General features: G+C 66.2%; 17 protein-coding genes and 1 pseudogene. 4 read left to right on the forward strand and 14 right to left on the reverse strand.

Translation table 11 applies throughout. The annotated features are described in order from the left end of the window. Positions 1 to 25: 25 nt before the first annotated feature. Positions 26 to 190: a hypothetical protein gene (locus tag OXR00_RS10320; protein ID WP_267388146.1), complete on the forward strand. Its 165-nt coding sequence runs from the start codon at positions 26 to 28 to the stop codon at positions 188 to 190. Between the two features lie 27 nt (positions 191 to 217). On the opposite strand, the pseudogene OXR00_RS10325 reads toward OXR00_RS10320, so the two are convergent. From OXR00_RS10325 to OXR00_RS10340, 4 genes and pseudogenes are all read right to left on the reverse strand, one after another. Beyond that, a pseudogene (locus OXR00_RS10325) lies at positions 218 to 418 on the reverse strand (TolC family protein); the annotation flags it as partial. Positions 419 to 842: 424 nt separating this feature from the next. Continuing rightward, positions 843 to 1,235, reverse strand: coding sequence for a hypothetical protein (locus OXR00_RS10330; protein ID WP_242149195.1), 393 nt, complete (start codon positions 1,233 to 1,235; stop codon positions 843 to 845). A 332-nt stretch (positions 1,236 to 1,567) separates the two neighbouring features. Continuing rightward, entirely contained in the window at positions 1,568 to 2,182 is a 615-nt protein-coding gene (locus OXR00_RS10335) for a TetR/AcrR family transcriptional regulator (RefSeq protein WP_267388147.1), read from the reverse strand. Between the two features lie 43 nt (positions 2,183 to 2,225). Beyond that, entirely contained in the window at positions 2,226 to 2,885 is a 660-nt protein-coding gene (locus tag OXR00_RS10340; protein WP_267388148.1) for an XRE family transcriptional regulator, read from the reverse strand. A gap of 253 nt (positions 2,886 to 3,138) precedes the next feature. Here OXR00_RS10340 and OXR00_RS10345 point away from each other — a divergent pair, with 253 nt between their 5' ends. After that, positions 3,139 to 4,302 (forward strand): YncE family protein, encoded by a 1,164-nt coding sequence (locus OXR00_RS10345; RefSeq protein WP_267388149.1) that lies wholly within the window; start codon positions 3,139 to 3,141, stop codon positions 4,300 to 4,302. A 3-nt stretch (positions 4,303 to 4,305) separates the two neighbouring features. On the opposite strand, the gene OXR00_RS10350 is transcribed toward OXR00_RS10345, so the two are convergent. The 6 genes from OXR00_RS10350 to kdpF are packed head-to-tail and all read right to left on the reverse strand — an operon-like array spanning position 4,306 to position 12,105. Continuing rightward, on the reverse strand, positions 4,306 to 4,992 hold the full coding sequence (locus tag OXR00_RS10350; protein ID WP_267388204.1) for a response regulator transcription factor: 687 nt from the start codon (positions 4,990 to 4,992) through the stop codon (positions 4,306 to 4,308). Between the two features lie 2 nt (positions 4,993 to 4,994). After that, the gene (locus tag OXR00_RS10355; protein WP_267388150.1) at positions 4,995 to 7,661 is read right to left on the reverse strand and encodes a sensor histidine kinase KdpD; all 2,667 of its coding nucleotides are present in this window, start codon (positions 7,659 to 7,661) and stop codon (positions 4,995 to 4,997) included. Further along, positions 7,658 to 8,233 (reverse strand): potassium-transporting ATPase subunit KdpC, encoded by a 576-nt coding sequence (gene kdpC, locus OXR00_RS10360; protein WP_267388151.1) that lies wholly within the window; start codon positions 8,231 to 8,233, stop codon positions 7,658 to 7,660. Before kdpC ends, OXR00_RS10355 begins: the two co-directional genes overlap by 4 nt. Before the next feature lie 13 nt (positions 8,234 to 8,246). After that, on the reverse strand, positions 8,247 to 10,283 hold the full coding sequence (gene kdpB, locus OXR00_RS10365) for a potassium-transporting ATPase subunit KdpB (RefSeq protein ID WP_267388152.1): 2,037 nt from the start codon (positions 10,281 to 10,283) through the stop codon (positions 8,247 to 8,249). A 15-nt stretch (positions 10,284 to 10,298) separates the two neighbouring features. After that, positions 10,299 to 12,002: a potassium-transporting ATPase subunit KdpA gene (gene kdpA / locus OXR00_RS10370; protein ID WP_267388153.1), complete on the reverse strand. Its 1,704-nt coding sequence runs from the start codon at positions 12,000 to 12,002 to the stop codon at positions 10,299 to 10,301. Between the two features lie 13 nt (positions 12,003 to 12,015). Further along, the gene (gene kdpF, locus OXR00_RS10375) at positions 12,016 to 12,105 is read right to left on the reverse strand and encodes a K(+)-transporting ATPase subunit F (RefSeq protein WP_267388154.1); all 90 of its coding nucleotides are present in this window, start codon (positions 12,103 to 12,105) and stop codon (positions 12,016 to 12,018) included. A gap of 572 nt (positions 12,106 to 12,677) precedes the next feature. On the opposite strand from kdpF, the gene OXR00_RS10380 reads away from it, so the two are divergent. Further along, a complete protein-coding gene (locus OXR00_RS10380; RefSeq protein ID WP_267388205.1) occupies positions 12,678 to 13,394 on the forward strand; it encodes an EAL domain-containing protein in 717 nt (238 codons plus the stop codon). Between the two features lie 117 nt (positions 13,395 to 13,511). Here the strand turns inward: OXR00_RS10380 and OXR00_RS10385 are convergent, their stop codons facing one another. The 4 genes from OXR00_RS10385 to OXR00_RS10400 form a co-directional block, all read right to left on the reverse strand. Beyond that, positions 13,512 to 14,894 (reverse strand): phospholipase D-like domain-containing protein, encoded by a 1,383-nt coding sequence (locus tag OXR00_RS10385; RefSeq protein ID WP_267388206.1) that lies wholly within the window; start codon positions 14,892 to 14,894, stop codon positions 13,512 to 13,514. Positions 14,895 to 15,020: 126 nt separating this feature from the next. Continuing rightward, on the reverse strand, positions 15,021 to 15,836 hold the full coding sequence (locus OXR00_RS10390) for a L,D-transpeptidase (RefSeq protein ID WP_267388155.1): 816 nt from the start codon (positions 15,834 to 15,836) through the stop codon (positions 15,021 to 15,023). A 36-nt stretch (positions 15,837 to 15,872) separates the two neighbouring features. Then, the gene (locus OXR00_RS10395; protein WP_242149169.1) at positions 15,873 to 16,184 is read right to left on the reverse strand and encodes a hypothetical protein; all 312 of its coding nucleotides are present in this window, start codon (positions 16,182 to 16,184) and stop codon (positions 15,873 to 15,875) included. 235 nt (positions 16,185 to 16,419) lie between these two features. Continuing rightward, positions 16,420 to 17,778: a carboxylesterase family protein gene (locus OXR00_RS10400; RefSeq protein ID WP_267388156.1), complete on the reverse strand. Its 1,359-nt coding sequence runs from the start codon at positions 17,776 to 17,778 to the stop codon at positions 16,420 to 16,422. A gap of 187 nt (positions 17,779 to 17,965) precedes the next feature. On the opposite strand from OXR00_RS10400, the gene OXR00_RS10405 reads away from it, so the two are divergent. Next, complete coding sequence (locus tag OXR00_RS10405; protein ID WP_267388157.1) at positions 17,966 to 18,730, forward strand: glutaredoxin; 765 nt, start codon at positions 17,966 to 17,968, stop codon at positions 18,728 to 18,730. Positions 18,731 to 18,793 lie beyond the last annotated feature (63 nt).

An 18,793-nucleotide genomic window follows, 5' to 3' on the forward strand; every position in this document is an offset into this window, starting at 1 on the left:
TATATTACGATCAAGGAGATGCCAGATGTATGAAGGACCGATCGTCGCCGCTTACGAGCTGCAAGCGACGCAGGACACGCAAGCCGACAACAGTGTCAGGCGCGGGCCGATCGCTGGCATCGTGGCGGCGCTGCCGATTAGTCTCGCCTTGTGGGTGGGACTGTACTGCCTCGCCCGCCTCTGGTTCTGACCGGCTCCACCTGAACATCGTACGCGGCTAGCGCCCCGCATGATCGCCCGCGCCGGTCGTCGCGACCGACGGCGCCGACCACCCGCCCCCCAAGGACCGGAACAGATCGACCTGTGCATCCGCGATGCGGACGTCCGCCGTCGCAAGGTCCGCATCCGCGTCGGCGAAGGTCCGCTGCGCATCCAATACCGTCAGGAAGTCGATCGTGCCCTCCCGCTGGCGCGCTAGCCCGGTAGCCCGGTAGCCCGGTAGCGTGGCTGAGAACGAATTCGGCCAGCGTCAGCGGACTGGCCGCGCTGCCGACATTGGCTCTGGCTTCGCCGAATTGTGACGCATACGGGCGCGCGTCGATGGTAAACAGCAACTGGCCTTTCCTCGCAACATCGCCGTCGCGGTTGACGCTGGCCACTTCGCCATCGGCGCGCGAGCGTTTCTTTACCGAGCGGCTAGGCGAGAAGCGGCCGACGTAATCGTGCCATTTGTTGACGTCGCACACCAGCGGGCTCGCCACCGTGGCGCAGGCGCAACCAGCTTAGCACCGGCATAGCCGATCACCGCCAGCAAGATCGTGGCGAGCGCTTCCAACCCGGCATCCTCGACCAGCCGCGCGAGATCGGTCTCGCCTCGGCGGTCTCGATGTGGGTTTCCATGTTCATGCCGCTATCTTCCACGCCAGCGACCCGACCGTGCCACCAGTGACGCTCGCCACCAGCAGCTCCGCCTGCGCCATGCTGAAGCCTGCCGTCAGGAACGCGGCGACCTCGGAGGCAGGCAGCGCGTAACCACGCCGCCATGCGTGCACCGCCAGCCGGCGCAGCGTTTCCAGCTTCGGTTCGGCCAAACGCGACGTCCTGCCGAGACCGAACAGCCCGCCGAACGCACGCGACACCGGACCGGGCTCGCTCAGGCTGCTGATCTTGTCGCGGCGGGCAACCGCGATGACGCTCCATTCGAGCGCGGAGAAAGCGGGGGCAGCCGGCGCATCGGCGCTCTGGCGGCTGGTCGCCGGGGCGGCGAAGGGATGTTCGAGATCGAGATAGGCCATGGTCAGTCCCCTTGAGCAGCCGCGTGGCACCGTTACGCGAACGCTGATGCGTCGCGAGGGCCGGCGGCTTGGGTGAATTGAGCAAACACCGGCGACCGTGGAGTCACGCTCCGCCGTGTTTTTGATGCAGATGATGTGGAACGCTAAAGCGGCACGCGTACATGCGGCCGCTGAAAATCAGCCGGTAGGTTTTCTCATGGGCGTTTCCCTTCCGCCGCTACACCGGGCTGTCTATCCCGGCTTCGATACCAAGCGGTATATAATCAGCGCCTGCACCGCGTCAACCGCATTCTGTACCGGTAGGTAAATTAGTTTTAGAGCCAGCGGACGTCCTATTTGGTCGGCCACACCGACAGGCTCGTTTCGACAAGCTGGGTCAGGTCCATGCAGCAGGTGCCCGTGCTCGCCTGAACCGATAAGCCCTGCATGATCGCATAAAGAAACCGAGCCAGCGCCTTGGGCTCAAGCCCGTCGGGAAACTCACCCTCGTCCTTGGCGCGCTGGAACCGCTCGACCAGGGCCACCTCCGATGAGGCACGCCGCGCGATCACATCCGCACGGATCGACTCGGCTTCGGCACCGCAGGAGATGACGCTCATGATCGCCATGCAACCCTTCGGATCGCACGAACTCGTCTGCATTTCGAGCGCGCCACGCAGGAAACGCTCTGCCACGCCGCGTGCGGTGGGCGCAGCAAGCGCCTTTTCGGTATAGGCCAGCTTGTCGCGTTCGTAGAGGTCGAGCGCCTTGTGGAACAGCTGTTCCTTGTTGCCGAACGCGGCGTACAGGCTCGGCTTTGTTATACCCATCGCAGCGGTCAATTCCGCCATCGACGCGCTTTCGTAGCCGTTCTGCCAGAACACCCGCAGCGCGGCAGCCAGAGCCGTATCAAGATCGAATTCGCGCGGTCGCCCTTTCGGGGGCGCAAGAGTGTCAACGTGTTCCATACCGGTCGGTATATAGGTGCCGCGCACCACGGAGTCTAGGCGCTCAGCCGTGGTTGCGCGGATAGACGATGATTGAAAGGTATTGCAGCGGCAGCCCCATGAACGCCTCGGGCCCGTGCAGCGCGCCCGAGTCGAACATCATCGTGTCGCCGGGGCGCAGATGGTAGGTTTCGCTGCCGTGGCGATACTTGATCTCCCCCTTGATCATGTGGATCAACTCGACTCCGGCGTGGCTGAAGCTGGTGTGCGGCGTCGCTTCCTCGTTGAGCGTGATGAGATACGGCTCGACCACCACGTCGCCGCGTGAAAGATGGCCGAGCAACTGGTAGTTGTGACCCGCCTTGGTGCCGCGCCGTTCGATGCTGACCCCGCGCCCGGCCGGCACGAACGAACAATCCTGCCGTTCCTCGACACTCTCGAACAGCGAGGAAATCGGCACCGACAGCGCATGCGCGAGCGACTGCACCGTCGTCAGCGAAGGCGAGATCTGCCCGTTCTCGATCTTGGAAAGCATCCCCAGCGAAATGCTCGCCGCCGTGGCGAGATCGGACACCGAGAGGTCCTGCCGCCGCCTGAGCAGCCGGATCTGCGCGCCCAGCGCACGTTCCAGCGTCCGCGCCTCAGTGGTCGGCGCGCTCGACATCGTGCGCAACTCTACGATTTCGGCGGCGGCGGCCTCGATATCGTTCACCGGTTTGGCCATTTTATATACTCCATTACAATCGGCCCCGCGCGCCGAAGCGACAGCGAGGCACCGCGTCAAGCCGCAGCCATGCAAGGCGCGACGTTCCGCGGCAATCAGGCTTCATCGCCGGGTTGCGCGCGATGTGCAACACCCGAGCCGGCCATTTGTCCCGCCCGCGTCCCGCCCGCGTCTCGCCCGCGCGCGGCGTCACGACCTGTGATTGTCGCCAACGCTGGAACCCGGCTAAGGCTGCGTACCAAAGGAGCAGGCGATGGCACAGCGCAGATGGATCAGGAGCGTCGTCGGCATCGGTCTGCTCATCGCGACGTGCGGGACCATGCCCGTCACCGCGCGGCAAATCCTGGTTTCGGCCGAAGACGGCAAGCCGGTACGGCCGGGCGACACATCCGCCGGGGTGACGCCGGACCTGCTGCGTATCCTCGCGCTCGATTCCAGCGGCCTGCGGACGCTTGCCACGATCGCGGTGCCGGCCAGCATGACCGGCCCGCCCGAAAGCGTGAAGCTGACGCCGGACGGACATTATGCGATCGTCAGCGCGTCGCAGGCGTTCGATCCTGACGGCGCCCCGCCGCTGTCCGCAGGCGACGCGGTGTCGCTGGTCGATCTGACGACACCGGCACGGCCCAGACTGATCGAAACCGTTCATGCCGGCGCAGGCGCGAGCGGCGTCGCGGTCGCACCAGACGGAAAACGGGTGCTGGTCGCGAATGCGCGCGCCAACAGCGTGTCGGCGTTTGCCATCATTGGTGGTCACCTCGTTGCGCAGGGGTCCGTCGGCTTCCCGGCAGGGTCGCGGCCGGTCTCCGCGCGCTTCCTTCCCGACAGCGCCAGTGCGCTGGTGGTCGGTGGCGGCGGCCGAATTTTCCGGCTCGCCATCGGTGGCGGCGGGATGGTCGTCGCGTCCGACACAGCCGAGGTCGGCAGCGGCGCCTCGGGGATCGCGCTCAGTCCGGATGGCCGCACCGCCTATGTCGCGGCGTCGCGCATCGCCTCCGGCGGCAGCGAGACCTTCGTTGCCGCAGTCGATACCGCAACGCTCCACGTCACACCGGGACCGGCGCTGCCGCCCGCCGCCGAAGGGCTGGCGCTGTCGCGATCGGGACGGTTTCTGGAGGTGACGCTGCTCGACGGCACCAACCTGCCGCCCGCCGATCCAAAGCACCAGGACGCCGGCACGATCGTGGTGCTTGCGGTCGCCGGCGACACGCTGCAAATGGTCGCGCAGGCGCGCACCGGTCGGCTCTGCCAAGGCGCGGCATGGAGCGACGATGAACACCAGATCATCCTGCAATGCGCCGACGACCGACGGATCGAACGCTACCGCTTCGACGGCCACGCCAGCCTGCGCAGGGTCGATCAGGTCTTGACCACCACAGGCCGGCCCGGCGCACTGGCGACTGACGCGTACCGCTAACCGTCAACCATCGGCGAGCAGCCGGTATCCTACGCCGAGTTCGTTGGCGATGACGGAGCCGACCGGCCCCGGCGCCTCCAGCTTGCCGCGCAGGTTACGCACGACGATGCGCAGGTACTCGATGCGCGGATCTTCCTCGCGGCTCCACGCGGCGGCGAGGATGCGGTCGTGCGTCACCACCCGACCGATGTTGCGGGCCAGCACCGTCAGCACGTCGTGCTCCTTGCGGGTGAGGTGAAGATCCTCGCCGCCACGCCGCACGGTACGCTCGTCGAAGTCGATCTCCAGATCGCCGCGACGGACGATCTTCGGCGCTACGCTCGACAGGCTGCGGTGCCGCAACGCGACCCGCAGCCGGGCGAGCAATTCCTCTGTATCGAACGGCTTGGTGACATAATCGTCCGCGCCGAGATCGAGCGCGGCGACCTTCTGGTCGGTCTCGTCGCGCGCCGAAATCACGAGAATGACGACCTCCCCTGCCTTGCGCAGCAGCGGCACCATTTCGAGCCCGTCACGGTCAGGCAGGCCGAGATCGAGCAGCACCGCGCTCGGGCGTTCGGCGCGGAACACCTGCAGCGCGTCGCCCGCGTTCATCGCCTCGACCACGCGGTACCCGGCGCGTTCCAACGTGTTGCGGAGCAGGCGGCGGATCGGCTGTTCGTCGTCGATGACGAGGATGGTGGCGGACATCGTCAAATACTCTCCGGTGCGGCGGCCCGTACCACGAGGTTTGAGGGGAACGTCAACCCGAAGCGCGCGCCCCCTTCCTCGCGGTTGGCGGCCTCGACGGTAATGCCCATCGCCTCGGCGAATGCCTTGACGATGGCAAGCCCGAGACCGGTGCCGCCGACCACCCGGTCCGACCCCTCAAAGCGGCGGAAGGTTTCGAACACCTCCTGCTCGCGGCCGGGCGGGAGCCCCGGCCCTTCGTCCAACACGGCGAGGCAGATCGTACCGAACCGGTGTGTGCCCTCGATCACGATTGGGGTACCGGGATCACCATAGCGGCCTGCATTATCGAGCAGATTGAGCAGGCAATGGTGCAGCAACTGCGGGTCGGCGCGCACCAACGGCAGGTCCGGGGGAACCTGCAAGCGCAGGTCGTGCCCCTGTAGCGCGCCGCGCGCGTCGTGCGCGGCGCCGGTCACCGCATCGGACAGATCGATCGCCTCGATCTTGAGGTTGAGCGCGCCCGCCTCCACCCGCGCCATGTCGAGCAGGTTCGACACGAAGCGGTTGAGCCGCGCCGCTTCGCTCTTGATGGTGGCGATCAATTCGGGCGTGGCACCGTGGTCGAGCGCGGCGGCGGCGGCCATCACCGAGGTGAGCGGCGTACGCAGATCGTGGCTGACCGATGAGAGGAGCGCGCCACGCAATTTGTCGCGGGTGCGGATCACGTCGACGTCGCGCATCTCGCTTTCCAGCCGGAAGCGTTCCAGCACCAGCGCCGCCTGATCGACCAGGTTGGCGAGCAACGGCAACTGGTCGGGCCGGACCGGGTCGCCCGCGCCGGCATCGGACAGGCCGAGCACGCCGAGCGCATGGTCGCCCGCCACCAATGGCTGGAAAAGCCATTCGGAGGCGGCGAGCGTGTCCGATCCCTTGCCCGTCGCCGCGCGCGTGTCGAACGACCAACCCGCCGCCGCCAGATCCATCGTATCGAGCCGGTAAGTCGGGTCGCTCGCCGCCTCGACGCTCAACCCGTGGCCCCCGGCGGGGGCGAGGAACACCACGCTGCGGCCGAACAGCCGCGCGATCTCGATACAGATCGCCCGCTGCACGTCCTCGCGGCCGCTCAGCACCGTCAACTGGCGCAGGAAGCCGGCCAGCGCAGCATTCACCCGCGCGCTGGAGGCGGCGAGATCGGCCTGCGCACGCACCCGCGACGTCAACTGGCTGGTGGCGACCGCGACGCCGAGCAGCACGAACACCGAGACGACGTTTTCCGGGTTGCTGATCGTCAGCGTGCCGGTCGGCGGCAGGAAGAAGAAATTATAGGCGAGGCTTGAGGCAAGCCCCGCGAACAGTCCGGTACGCACGCCGAACAGGCTGGCGGCGACCATCACCGGCAGCAGGTACAACAGCGCCACGTTGCCGAGGTTGAGGATGTGGAAAAGCGCGATGCCCGCCCCTGTCACCGCCGTGACCATCAGGCTCGCCCACACATAGCCGGACGGCTTGCCCCATAGCGCCCGCGCACGCGTCACACGGCCAGGGCGCGGCGACGGCTCCGCATCGAGCGGCAGGACGTGGACCGCCACCGCCGGCGTCTCGCGCACCAGCCGGTCCACCACCGATCCATGGCGCAGCTCGAACCAGCGCGAGCGGTGCGACTTGCCGACGATCAGGTGGGTGGCGCGCGCCTCGTCGAGAAAGGTCTTCAGCCCCTCGGTGACGCTGGTGGCGGGCACCGTAGCGATCTGCCCGCCGAGTTGCGTGGCGAGGTTGATCGCCACCGCGAGGCGCCGGTGCTGCTCCTTGCCGAAGCCTTGCGTGCGCGGGGTTTCGATGAACACCGCCGTCCACGGTGCATGCAGCGCATCGGCGAGGCGCTTGGCGGCGCGGACGAGGTTGTCGGCGCCGGGCATCTCGCTGATCGCCACCACCACGCGCTCGCTGCCCGCCCAGGTGCCGCCCAGCCCCATCGCGCGGACGTGATCGAGCATCTGCGCATCGACCGCCTGCGCGGCGCGGCGCAGCGCCAGTTCGCGCAAAGCGGACAGATTGGATTTGGAGAAGAAGTGCGACAGCGCGCGCGTCGCCTCCTGCGGCAGGTACACCTTGCCCGCCTTCAGCCGCTCGATCAGTTCGTCAGGCGGGATGTCCACCACCTCGATCTCCGCGGTTTCGAGGATGCTGTCCGGCACCGTCTCGCGCACCCGCACGCGGGTGAAGCTCGCGACGACGTCGTTCAGGCTCTCGATATGCTGGATGTTGAGCGTGGAATAGACATGGATCCCGGCGGCAAGCAGTTCCTCGACATCCTGATAGCGTTTGGGATGGCGGCTGCCGGGCGCATTGGTGTGAGCGAGTTCGTCGACCAGCACGAGTCGGGGCGCGCGTTCCAGGATCGCGTCGATATCCATCTCGTGCAGGGTACGCCCCTCATAGGGGACGCTGCGGCGGGCGACGGTTTCGTAGCCGCGCGTCATCGCCTCGGTCTCGGCGCGGCCGTGCGTCTCGACCACGCCGATCACCGTATCGACGCCCTCGCGCAACCGGCCCGCGCCGTCGGAGAGCATCTCGTAGGTCTTGCCGACGCCGGGGGCGGCGCCGAGGAAAATCTTGAGCGTACCCCTGCCCTCCTGCGCCGCGTGGCGCAGCAGGGCGTCGGGGGAAGGTCGGCCGGGTTCGCTCAACGCAAGCCGTCGAGCGCGCGGTTGAGCGACAGCACGTTGACGTGCGGTTCACCCAGGAAGCCGAGGATGGGATGGTCGATATGTTGGGTCACCAGCGTCCTGATACGATCTTCCGGCAACCCGCGCACGCGTGCGATGCGGGGAACCTGGAAAAAAGCCGCCTCGGGGCTGAGATCGGGATCCAGTCCCGAGGCGGAGGCCGTCACCAGATCGGCGGGGATTGGAATCCCTGGTGCGGAACGGTTGGCGGCGGCGACGTCGGTCTTCACGCGGTCGGCGAGGGCCTGCGACGTCGGGCCGTAATTCGAGCCGGAGGAGGCAAGGCCGTCATAGCCCTTGCCCGCCGCCGACGGACGGGTGTTGAAATAACGCGGGGCGGTGAAGGCCTGCCCGACCACGGTCGAGCCGATCACCTTGCCACCATCGGTGACGAGGCTGCCGTTCGCCTGCGCGGGGAAGATCGCCTGCCCGAAGCCGACCATCGCGAGCGGATAGGCCAGCCCCAGCAGCAGTGCGAACAGGATGGTCATCACGATGGCCGGGCGGATTGCCGACGTAATATCGTTGTTCATGGTTCGGGTTCTTTCAGGCGAGGCCGAGGCCACCGACGGCGAGGTCGATCAGCTTGATGCCGATGAACGGGGCGATCAGGCCGCCCAGCCCATAGACGGCGAGGTTGCGCGCGAGCAGCGGCCCCGCCCCCATCGGCTTGTACGTCACGCCCTTGAGCGCGAGCGGCACGAGCAGCGGGATGATGAGCGCGTTGAAGATGATCGCGCTGAGGATCGCGGATTGCGGGGTGCTGAGCCCCATCACGTTGAGCACGCCCAAGCCGGGATAGAGCGCGACGAACATCGCCGGGATGATCGCGAAATACTTCGCCACGTCGTTCGCGACCGAGAAGGTGGTGAGCGCGCCGCGCGTCATCAGCAACTGCTTGCCGAGACCCACGACCTCGATCAGCTTGGTCGGATCGCTGTCGAGATCGACCATGTTGCCGGCTTCGCGCGCGGCCTGCGTGCCGGTGTTCATCGCGACGCCGACGTCGGCCTGCGCGAGCGCGGGCGCGTCGTTGGTGCCGTCGCCGCACATCGCGACGAGGCGGCCACCCCCCTGTTCCTTGCGGATCAGCGCGAGCTTGTCCTCGGGCGTGGCCTGCGCGAGGAAGTCGTCCACCCCCGCCTCGGCGGCGATGGCGGCGGCGGTGAGCGGGTTGTCGCCGGTGATCATCACCGTGCGGATGCCCATCGCGCGCAGTTCGCCGAACCGCTCGCGGATGCCGGCCTTGACCACATCCTTGAGGAAGATCGCGCCGACCAGCTTGCCATCGACCGCCACCGCCAGCGGGGTGCCGCCGGCGCGGGCGATCTCGTCGGTGATGCGGCGCAATTCGGTGGCGGTGGCGGTTTCGCCGACGCCCGGATTGGCGCGCAGGATCGATTCGACCGCGCCCTTCTGGATCAGGTTGGCGCCGATCTGCACGCCCGAGATACGGGTCTGTGCGGTGAAGGGGATCACCTCCGCCCCGTCCGGCAGCACCGCGGTGCGGATGCCGAACTGTTCGCGCGCGAGCGTGACGATCGAGCGGCCTTCCGGGGTTTCGTCGGCCAGGCTGGCGAGCAGCGCCGCTTCGGCGAGATCGGTGGGCGATGCGCCGCCGACCGGACGGAACTCGCTCGCCTGACGGTCACCGATGGTGATGGTGCCGGTCTTGTCGAGCAGCAGCACGTCGATATCGCCCGCCGCCTCGACCGCGCGGCCCGACTTGGCGAGCACGTTGAAGCGCACCAGCCGGTCCATGCCGGCGATGCCGATCGCCGACAGCAGCGCCGCGATGGTGGTCGGGATCAGCGTGATGAGCAGCGCCGCGAGGATGGCGATCGGGATGCTCCCGCCGGCGTAGAGCGCGAACGCTGGGATCGTGCCGACCGCGATCAGGAAGATGATGGTCAGACCGACCAGCAGAATCGTCAGCGCGATCTCGTTAGGAGTCTTCTGGCGCTCGGCACCCTCGACCAGCGCGATCATGCGATCCAGGAAGCCCTGGCCGGGTTCGACGGTGACGCGCACCTTGATCTGGTCGGAGATGACGCGCGTGCCCGCCGTCACCGCAGACCGGTCGCCGCCGCCCTCGCGGATCACCGGCGCACTTTCGCCGGTGATGGCGGCTTCGTTGACCGAGGCGACGCCCTCGATCACCTCCCCGTCGGACGGGATCAGGTCGTTCGTCTCGACCAGCACCACGTCGCCGACCGAGAGTTGCGTGGCGGGCACCGCTTCCCACGCACCCTCGACGCCGATCAGGCGTTTGGCGCGCAATTCCGCCTTGGTGTCGCGCAGGCTCGCCGCCTGCGCCTTACCGCGCCCCTCAGCCAAGGCTTCGGCAAAGGTGCCGAACAGCACCGTCAGCCACAGCCACACGACGAGTTGCAGCTTGAAGCCGGTGGAGAGGCCGTCATGCCCGACGACCAGCAGGACCGTCAGCAGCGTCGCCACCACGGCGGTGGTGAACATCACCGGGTTGCGGATCAACTCGCGTGGATCGAGCTTTCGAAAGGAGTCACCGATCGCGGGGAGGATCAGCTCCGCCGTGAACAGCGTGTTTGATTGTGCGCGTGCCATCTTGGGCGTCCCCGCTTAGAAGAGTTGTGCGCGGATCATCGCGAGATGATCGGCGATCGGACCGAGCGCGAGGCTCGGCAGGAAGGTGAGCCCGCCCAGGATCAGCACCGTGCCGACCAGCAGCCCGACCCACAGGCCGCCGGTGGTTGGGAACGATCCAGCGCCGGCTGGCGTGTGCTTCTTGGCGGCAAGGCTGCCGGCGATCGCCAGCATCGGCACGATGATGAAGAAGCGCCCGATCCACATCGCGACGCCGAGCATACCGTCGTAATACGGCGTGTTGGCGGTGAGGCCGGCGAAGGCGGAGCCGTTGTTGCCGACCGCGCTGGTGAAGGCGTAGAGGATCTCCGAGAAGCCGTGCGGCCCCTTGTTGAGCGGCCCTGCCAGCCCTGCTTGCAGCACCGATGACAGCGCGGTGAAGCCGAGGATGACGAGCGGCAGCACCGCGATCGCCAGCACCGCCAGTTTGACTTCGCGGGCTTCGATCTTCTTGCCGACATATTCGGGCGTACGGCCGACCATCAGCCCCGCCACGAACACGGCGAGGATGGCGAACAGCAGGAAACCGTAGATGCCCGCACCGACGCCGCCGACCACGACTTCGCCAAGCTGGATGTTGAACAGCGGCACCAGGCCACCGAGCGCGGTGAAGCTGTCGTGCATCGCGTTGACCGCGCCGCACGATGCCGCCGTCGTCACCACCGAGAACAGCGAGGACGCGGCGATGCCAAAGCGCACCTCCTTGCCCTCCATGTTGGCGCCGGCGACGCCGAGGTGATGCAGCACGGGGTTACCCGCGCTTTCCGCCGAATAGCTGACGGCGGTGCCGATCAGGAACATGATGAGCATGGCGGACAGGATCGCCCAGCCCTGCCGCGTATCGCCGACCGCCTTGCCGAACGTCCAGGTCAGGCCGAAGCCGATCACGAAGATCGACAGCATCTGCAGCAGATCGGTAAAGGCGTTGGGGTTTTCGAACGGGTGCGCCGAGTTGGCGTTGAAGAAGCCGCCACCGTTGGTGCCGAGCATCTTGATCGCTTCCTGGCTCGCCACCGGGCCGATCGCGAGCGTCTGCCTGGCGCCTTCGATGGTGGAGATGTCGACCGTACCGGCGAGCGTCTGCGGCACGCCGTTCGCGATCAGCACGCCAGCGTAGATCAGGCAGACCGGCAGCAGCAGGTATAGCGTAATGCGGATGATATCCGCCCAGAAATTGCCGATTGCCTTGCTCTCGCGCCGCGCGAACCCGCGGAACAGCGCGAAGGCGAGCGCGATGCCGGTCGCCGCCGACAGGAAGTTGTGGATGGTCAGCGCGAGCATCTGGCTGAGGTTCGACATGGTCGATTCGCCGCCGTAGCTCTGCCAGTTGGTGTTGGTGGTGAAGCTGATCGCGGTGTTGAACGAGAGATGCCCGACCGGTGCCGCCAGCCCCTGCGGGTTGAACGGCAGGAACGCTTGTGCACGCAACACAACGTAGCTGAACAGCATAAGCGCGGCGTTGAACAACAGCATGTGCACGGCATAGCGCCGCCAGCCCTGCTCCTCCGCCGGGTTCACGCCCGACAAACGATAGAAGCCGCGCTCCACCGGCCCCAGGACGGCGTGCAAGGGCGTGCGACGGCCCTCGTACAGCGCGAACAGCCACGCGCCGACCGGCTTGGTCAGCGCGAGCAGCACGCCCACGAACACGATAATCAGGATCCAGCCCTGTATGGTCATGGCGCCGCCCCCTTCAGAAGCGTTCGGGGCGGATGAGCACCGCCACCAGATAGGTGAGCAGGCCCGCGGCGGCGATCGCGGCGAGCCATAGGTCGAGCGTCATGGCAGCCTCCTCAGGCGTTGTCGCAAAGTCGGATGTAGGCGAGCGTCGCCAGCACGAGGCCGAGGAGGCCCGCGACACAGAGCACATCTTGCATCGGCTGATCCTTAGACGCGCGTGTTCGGCATGAGCGACCGGCGCGCGTACGCCGAGCGATCGGCAATGATGTTCGGCGGCGTGCCGACCCGGTTCCTGCTGGTCATCGTTTTGCCCCAGACGGCGGCGCGGGAGTGCGGTGCCGTTCGTGATGGCATCCGATTAGGCGTGTCGTGCGTAGCAATTCGAGATCGATTGCATGCTATCGCATAGCATTGGCGTATAGCCGGCTTGCCGCAGCACGGTGCCGTGCAGGTCGCGCAGCGTGCTTTTCTCAGAAGATATCAAGCCTGCCCCAAACACCCTTTCATCACGTTTTAAAGCCCAGCCCAGTCACTTAGCCAAAGTTTGGTAAGTGATCGTTTATACCTCGTGCGGTATCGGTCGGGCGCGAGGAGCGAACGATGCGTGATGTGACGACGAAGTTGACGCCGTGTACTGGCTGTCGGGATGGAGCCGCGATCGACTTCGACATCGCCATGGCGTTCCAGCCGATCGTCGACATCTGCACCGACAAGCCGTTCGCATACGAGGCGCTGGTGCGCGGGGCTGACGGCGAGAGCGCGGCGAGCGTGCTCGCGCGTGTCACGCCGGAGAACCGCTATGCCTTCGATCAGCGTTGCCGGGTGGCCGCGATCGAGGGCGCGGTCGCGGCGGGTATCCTCAACACCGACGCCAAGCTGTCGATCAACTTCCTGCCCAACGCAGTCTATTCGCCGGCCGCCTGCATCCAGTTAACGCTGAAGACAGCAGCGCAGGTCGGCCTGCCGATCGACCGGCTGATCTTCGAGTTCACCGAAAACGAGGAAATGGTCGATCCCGCGCACGTGGCGAATATCGTCGCCACCTATCAACGAATGGGTTTCGGCACCGCACTCGACGATTTCGGCGCCGGACATGCCGGGCTGAACCTGCTCGCACGGTTCCAGCCGGATGTCATCAAACTCGATATGGATCTGGTGCGCGGGCTCGATTCCAGCCTGCCACGCCGCATGATCGTCGAAAGCGTGGTGCGTCTGTGCGAGAAGCTGGCGATCACCGTTATTGCCGAGGGCATCGAGACGGTCGCGGAGCTCCGCGCATTGGAAGCGATCGGCGTCCGCTATGTCCAAGGCTATATCTTCGCAAAGCCCGGCTTTCGTGCGCTGCCGCCGATCGCGCCTGTTCTCGACGCAACCGTCGCGCTGAGCGCGTAAGCCTCGGCGGATCGCGACCGGTGGCGCGGCCGCAAAACTGCTAATGTAGCCGCACCTGAGTGGCCGCGGCCGAACAGGCCACGGCAGCGACAAGTAAGCTCCCAACGCCCGCTGAGGTCAGCCGAACGGATGTCGCAGGCGCCGGAACAGACCGCGCTTGCTGGTCGCCTCGAACATCTCGGACGGGCTTTCGGGATCGAGCACCTCGTTGTCCGCGAGCCACGTCTCGACTGCGTTGAGATCCGGCACCTCATAGGGACGCAGCGATCGCCCATCGCCGCGCAGAGCCTCGATCGTCGCGATGATCGAGCCGCGTGCGGCGATCTCGGTGGTTATCCGCTCGGTCGGCACGCCGAGATGTTCGGCGATCAGGCCGTCGCGAATGGCGCAGATCGCCTGCGCGCCCTCGTCCCCCGCGTCGATCATAACGTCGCATTCGGTATCGAGGCCCATCGAACGGTTGTTCATGTTGGCCGATCCGATCCGAAGCGTCCGCCCGTCCACGATCATCACCTTCGCATGAACGTAGATCGCCTCCCCACCCGCCGTATAGGGGTGGTACAGCCGCAGGCGATCGTTCCGGTCGCGTTGCTTGAGCGCAGCGAACAACCGCGCGCGGGCGGTGTCCATCGCCACCGGCTCGAGCCAGCCCTGCGCGCTTCGCGGGTTGATGATGACGATTTCCGGGCAGTCGGGCTCGGCCAGCCGGGCGCCGATCGCCTCGGCGATGCGGCGCGAGGCGAAATACTGGCTCTCCGCGTAGATGCTGGTTCGCGCGCCCGCGATCTGCGCGACGAACAACCCCTCGATCTCCCGAATTTCCGGACAGTCCGGCATTTCGGGCCGGGTACGTGCGATTCCGACCTCGACATCGCGGAAGTCGGGGGTCAGCAGGTCCGGCCAGCAATCGGCCTGCGACGTGATCGGGGAGATTTCGCCGCCACCGGCGCGCGACCAGCGATCGCGCGCGAGTTCGCCGAGCGTGGCCGCGATCGGTCCCTGCAGCGCGGTCGTCGCATCGTGCCATGGTTTATAGGGCTTGCCGCGCGGCGTCACCCGGCCGGGCTCGTCATCGCGATGCGCGCGCGTGTCCCAGCGTTCGCTGGTCATGTCGATACCGCCGCAGAACGCCAGGCAATCGTCGATAACGACGATCTTCTGGTGATGCGATGCGGCAGGCGGGTGGAAGCCGTCCAGCCTGGTGTGGATGCGGGGATGCCGCATCCAGCGCAGGATCATAGCGATGTTCGAGCCCCGCATCAGCGTCTTCAGCGCGCCGACGTCCCAGCGCAGCAGATACACTTCCAACTGCGGATTGCGCTCGATCAGCCAGTAGATGAAATCACCGACACGACGTGGCTCGCCGTCTTCGCGCGCCTGATCGGTCAGTTCGATACGCGCATCGAAGTCCCAGCCGATCAGCATGATACGACGCTGCGCCTTGAGCATCGCCGCTCGTGCGTTGCGGAAATAATCGTCCGCATCGACGATCACGCTCATCTGCGTTGCGCGGGCGCGGCGCCAGAATGCGCGAGTATCCAAGGTCACATCATTTCCCCCGAGAGGATCGTCTAGGGGCGGCGCGCTGCGCTGACCGGTCGCGTCCAGCGTTAAGCGATCGCAGGACTATGCACCAGTGGCGGCGGGCCGCGGGTCGGTGGCGATATAGGGCAGCAGCCGCAGGCGCGGGAACACGTCGTCGAGCGGTTTGGTATCGGGCAGGATGTAGACCATCCCGCCTTTCTTCTGAAACAGCGGGCGCACCTGCTTGGTATAGAAGCTGGTGCCGACGTTGATGCAGCCGAAGCTGATGCGGTTGTCGTCGGGCGTCGGCGAAAGCAGCCGCTCGACGCGGCGTTCCTTTTTGTGGGTGGTAATCACCGCATGCAGCGCGACGGAGTCGGCATAATCGACCCACAGCACGCGCGTGCCACCGAATGCCTTGCCGAACCTGGCGACGAACCGGCCGGCCGGCGTAGTCCGTTCGGCGGGACCGATCTCCGCAAGGCTCTTGGCGCCGACACCGGGCGAGGAATCGTCGCCTACGCCAATGCCGAGCAGCACCGGCGCCGTGCCGACAAGCTCCCCGTCCGCACGGTACAGGAACATGGTGGCGGCCTGCTTGTCGATGACGATATACGGCAACGAACCGTTGTCGTGTTCCGCCGCCACCCAAGCCAGCACGCGCGCGGCGGCTTCGGACGGCACCACCTCCGGCACAGCGACGGACGCGGTGGGTTTGGCTACGGCCTTGCGTTTGGTCGCGGCCCGGCGCGCTGCCGGCGGCGCGGCCTTCGGCTTGGCTTTGGCATGGGTAGCCGGCACCGCCACCGTCGCCGGGATGGCGGGCGACGGCGCGAGCACAAGCCACGCCGCCGCAATAACGGCGGCGTGGCAGTCAATACGGAGCAACTTCATCGACACGACGATAGTGTTCAGCAAAGCTGCCCCGCCAATGCAATAGCGACGTGCTGTCAATCAGCCGCGTGGCCGGCGCTGGGCACGCTGCTGAAGCTGCTGGACCTGCTGGTCCATTCCGTCGACGCGACCACTGAGCTGATCGATCCGCTGCCCGTTCTGCTGCGCCTGACCGGCTGCGGCCTGTGCCTGGCTGAGCGCCTGACCTGCCGTACCTTCCGTCGTGCGGAGCCGTCCATCGATGCCGTCGATACGGGAATTCACGGTTGCGATCTGATCGTTCACATACCCCTTGGTAGCGCAGCCGCCGAGGGCGACCGAACCGATCAGGATGGCTGCCGCCACGGACGCTTTGGATGAAATCAAACGCATTACGCACCTCTCAAGGATTGGGTCGTCCAGACCAAGCTTTAGGAATGTAGCTTGGCAACCCGGATCTGGTCGGATCGTGCCCGAAACGGGTTGAAGGATGATTAATGTGGCGAAACGTCAATCTGATTACATCGAAATCTCTCGCGTCTTGAGCTGAGCAGTGTCGGCAGCGCCGCGCATCTCGGCAAGCTTCAGACTGCCGACATCGATTCGGCTTCATTTCAAAGGACCGCCACTATTCCGCGGCGATGCTGGCGCTGCCGCTGCGCGTGAGCGTCAGCATCACCGGATCGGCCGCATCATATCTCCGCCACGTCGGGGCCCCACCGCCGTTGGGATCGCCGGTCTTCACGAAGTTGACCAGGTACCCGGACATGACGTGCGCCGCCGTACGGTCGGCTTCGCTGGTCGCGGACCCATATTTGATATCGGCGGTGTCGAAGAAGAACGGGATGTCGGTGGCATGGCTCGCGCCCTTGGTGCGAGGCGTCCGTGCCGAAGTCGCGACATAATCGAAGCGATAATAATAGACCGGCACCTTTTGCCCTGCGAGCAACCCGGCAAGATCGCGCGCGCCGGTGATCATCGCGCCGTCCGCGCCACCGATGTCGTCACTGGTCGCGCCGATCATCACCGGCACGTGCGCGAAGCGCCCCGCGCGGTAAGCCGTGAGGCTATCCACGAAGGTGCGGCCGTCGGGCACAGGGCCGCTATAGCCGCCCCGGTTCATCGCGGCGAGGTTGAGGCCGTCGACCACCTGTTCAGCGGGCAGCGCGCGTAGCTTCGCGGCGGCCTGCGGATCGTCGGCGGCGATGCCCTTGCTCGCGGCGAAGGCAATGCCCGCCGCCTCGGCAGTCGCCAACGACAGGCCGTTCGACGATCCCGTGCCACCCGACTGCACCACCGCGCGGCTGAACAGTCCGGTCGCTGCCGGCGACGTCAGCAGCGCGTGGACGGACATGCCGCCCGCACTCTCCCCGACGATCGTAACATTGGCAGGATCGCCACCGAAGCGCGCGATGTTGCTCTTCACCCACCGCAAGGCGGCGAGTTGGTCCAGCAGTCCGTAATCGGCATCTGCCGGCTTGAGGCCTGGATGCGCGAAGCTGCCGAACCGGCCCAGCCGGTAGTTGAAGCTCATCACCATAATGCCGTCACGGGCCAGCGCCGCACCGCTGTACGTGGGCGGCGAAGATCCGCCGTTGACGAAGCCGCCGCCGTAGATCCACACCATCACCGGCAGGTTTTTCGCCGCGCCCGCTGGTCGCCAGACATTGGCGTACAAGCAATCCTCCGCCGGTGCGGTACCGAGCGGCGCCGCGTCGCTTGGAAACGGCAGTTGCATGCAGTCTGCGGCGTACGCCGTCGCATCCCGCACCGCGCCCCAGGGCTGCACCGGCTGCGGCGCGCGCCAACGCAACGGACCGACCGGCGGGGCGGCGAAGGGTATTCCCTTGAACGAAACCACACCGCCCTCGCTCACCCCACGTACGGCACCATTGGTGGTGCGCACGACGGGATCGCTCTGCGCTGCCGCTGTTCCCGTAATCAACAGGCCTGCCAGTGCCGCCACGCGTAAGACGTTGGACCTCATGCGCACTCTCCCGATCGTTCGCGTTTGTCAGCCTTGATGGCACGTCCGCTTTTGCTTGGAAACGGCATCGTCAGTGCTTTGGCGGGCAGCGCAGTCGATTCCGGCTGATCGTCACACGTCTTGACTCTGTACCATGGTACAGACCCTATGTTGGTTACAGGTCATCCATATACGTCGAAAGCCGCCCATGCCTGTAATCGCCGAACCTCGTACCGCCACCTTGTACCGAATGGTGATGGACAAGCACGTCTGCCCATATGGGTTGAAGGCGAAGGACCTGCTGCGGCGCCAGGGTTACACCGTCGATGACAGGTGGTTGACCTCACGCGAGGCAACCGATGCGTTTAAGCTGGAGAACGGCGTGAAGACGACGCCGCAGGTATTTATCGCAGGGGCTCGGATCGGCGGTTACGACGACCTTCGTCGCCACTTCGGCAAGACCGTCGCGGACCCGAAGGCGACGACATACACGCCGGTTGCCGCGCTGTTCGCCGTGACCGCGCTGATGGCGCTCGCCGTCAGCTATGGCGTCTATGCAACGGCGTTCACGCCGCGTGCCGCCGCGTGGTTCATCAGCTTCAGCATGGTGGTGCTGGCGCTGCTCAAGCTCCAGAACATTGAAAGCTTCGCCACGATGTTCCTCAACTACGATCTGCTGGCGAGACGATGGGTGCGCTACGCCTATATCTATCCATTCGCGGAGGCGTTGGCGGGGGTGCTGATGATCGCGGGCGTGCTGGCGTGGTTGTCGGCGCCGGTGGCATTGCTGATCGGCGGTATCGGAGCCATCTCCGTCGTCAAGGCGGTCTATATCGACAAGCGCGCGTTGAAATGTGCGTGCGTGGGCGGATCCAGCAACGTGCCGCTCGGCTTCCTGTCGTTGACCGAGAACGTGCTGATGATTGCGATGGCGGTGTGGACGGGTGTGGCAGCGCTCGGTTTCGGAGGCTGAGCTCGCCGGTCTTGGCGCCGCTCGCGATGCGGGCGAACATCGGGTAGAGCCCGGCCGAACATC

Source organism: Sphingomonas sp. GC_Shp_3 (genome assembly GCF_026540945.1).
Taxonomy (GTDB): Bacteria; Pseudomonadota; Alphaproteobacteria; order Sphingomonadales; family Sphingomonadaceae; genus Sphingomonas.

Coding starts and splice junctions, on each gene's coding strand:
- OXR00_RS10320 (WP_267388146.1), top strand. CDS start 26: ATGTATGAAGGACCGATCGTCGCCGCTTACGAGCTGCAAGCGACGCAG.
- OXR00_RS10330 (WP_242149195.1), bottom strand. CDS start 1,235: ATGGCCTATCTCGATCTCGAACATCCCTTCGCCGCCCCGGCGACCAGC.
- OXR00_RS10335 (WP_267388147.1), bottom strand. CDS start 2,182: ATGGAACACGTTGACACTCTTGCGCCCCCGAAAGGGCGACCGCGCGAA.
- OXR00_RS10340 (WP_267388148.1), bottom strand. CDS start 2,885: ATGGCCAAACCGGTGAACGATATCGAGGCCGCCGCCGCCGAAATCGTA.
- OXR00_RS10345 (WP_267388149.1), top strand. CDS start 3,139: ATGGCACAGCGCAGATGGATCAGGAGCGTCGTCGGCATCGGTCTGCTC.
- OXR00_RS10350 (WP_267388204.1), bottom strand. CDS start 4,992: ATGTCCGCCACCATCCTCGTCATCGACGACGAACAGCCGATCCGCCGC.
- kdpC (WP_267388151.1), bottom strand. CDS start 8,233: ATGAACAACGATATTACGTCGGCAATCCGCCCGGCCATCGTGATGACC.
- kdpB (WP_267388152.1), bottom strand. CDS start 10,283: ATGGCACGCGCACAATCAAACACGCTGTTCACGGCGGAGCTGATCCTC.
- kdpA (WP_267388153.1), bottom strand. CDS start 12,002: ATGACCATACAGGGCTGGATCCTGATTATCGTGTTCGTGGGCGTGCTG.
- kdpF (WP_267388154.1), bottom strand. CDS start 12,105: ATGACGCTCGACCTATGGCTCGCCGCGATCGCCGCCGCGGGCCTGCTC.
- OXR00_RS10380 (WP_267388205.1), top strand. CDS start 12,678: ATGGCGTTCCAGCCGATCGTCGACATCTGCACCGACAAGCCGTTCGCA.
- OXR00_RS10385 (WP_267388206.1), bottom strand. CDS start 14,894: ATGAGCGTGATCGTCGATGCGGACGATTATTTCCGCAACGCACGAGCG.
- OXR00_RS10395 (WP_242149169.1), bottom strand. CDS start 16,184: ATGCGTTTGATTTCATCCAAAGCGTCCGTGGCGGCAGCCATCCTGATC.
- OXR00_RS10400 (WP_267388156.1), bottom strand. CDS start 17,778: ATGAGGTCCAACGTCTTACGCGTGGCGGCACTGGCAGGCCTGTTGATT.
- OXR00_RS10405 (WP_267388157.1), top strand. CDS start 17,966: ATGCCTGTAATCGCCGAACCTCGTACCGCCACCTTGTACCGAATGGTG.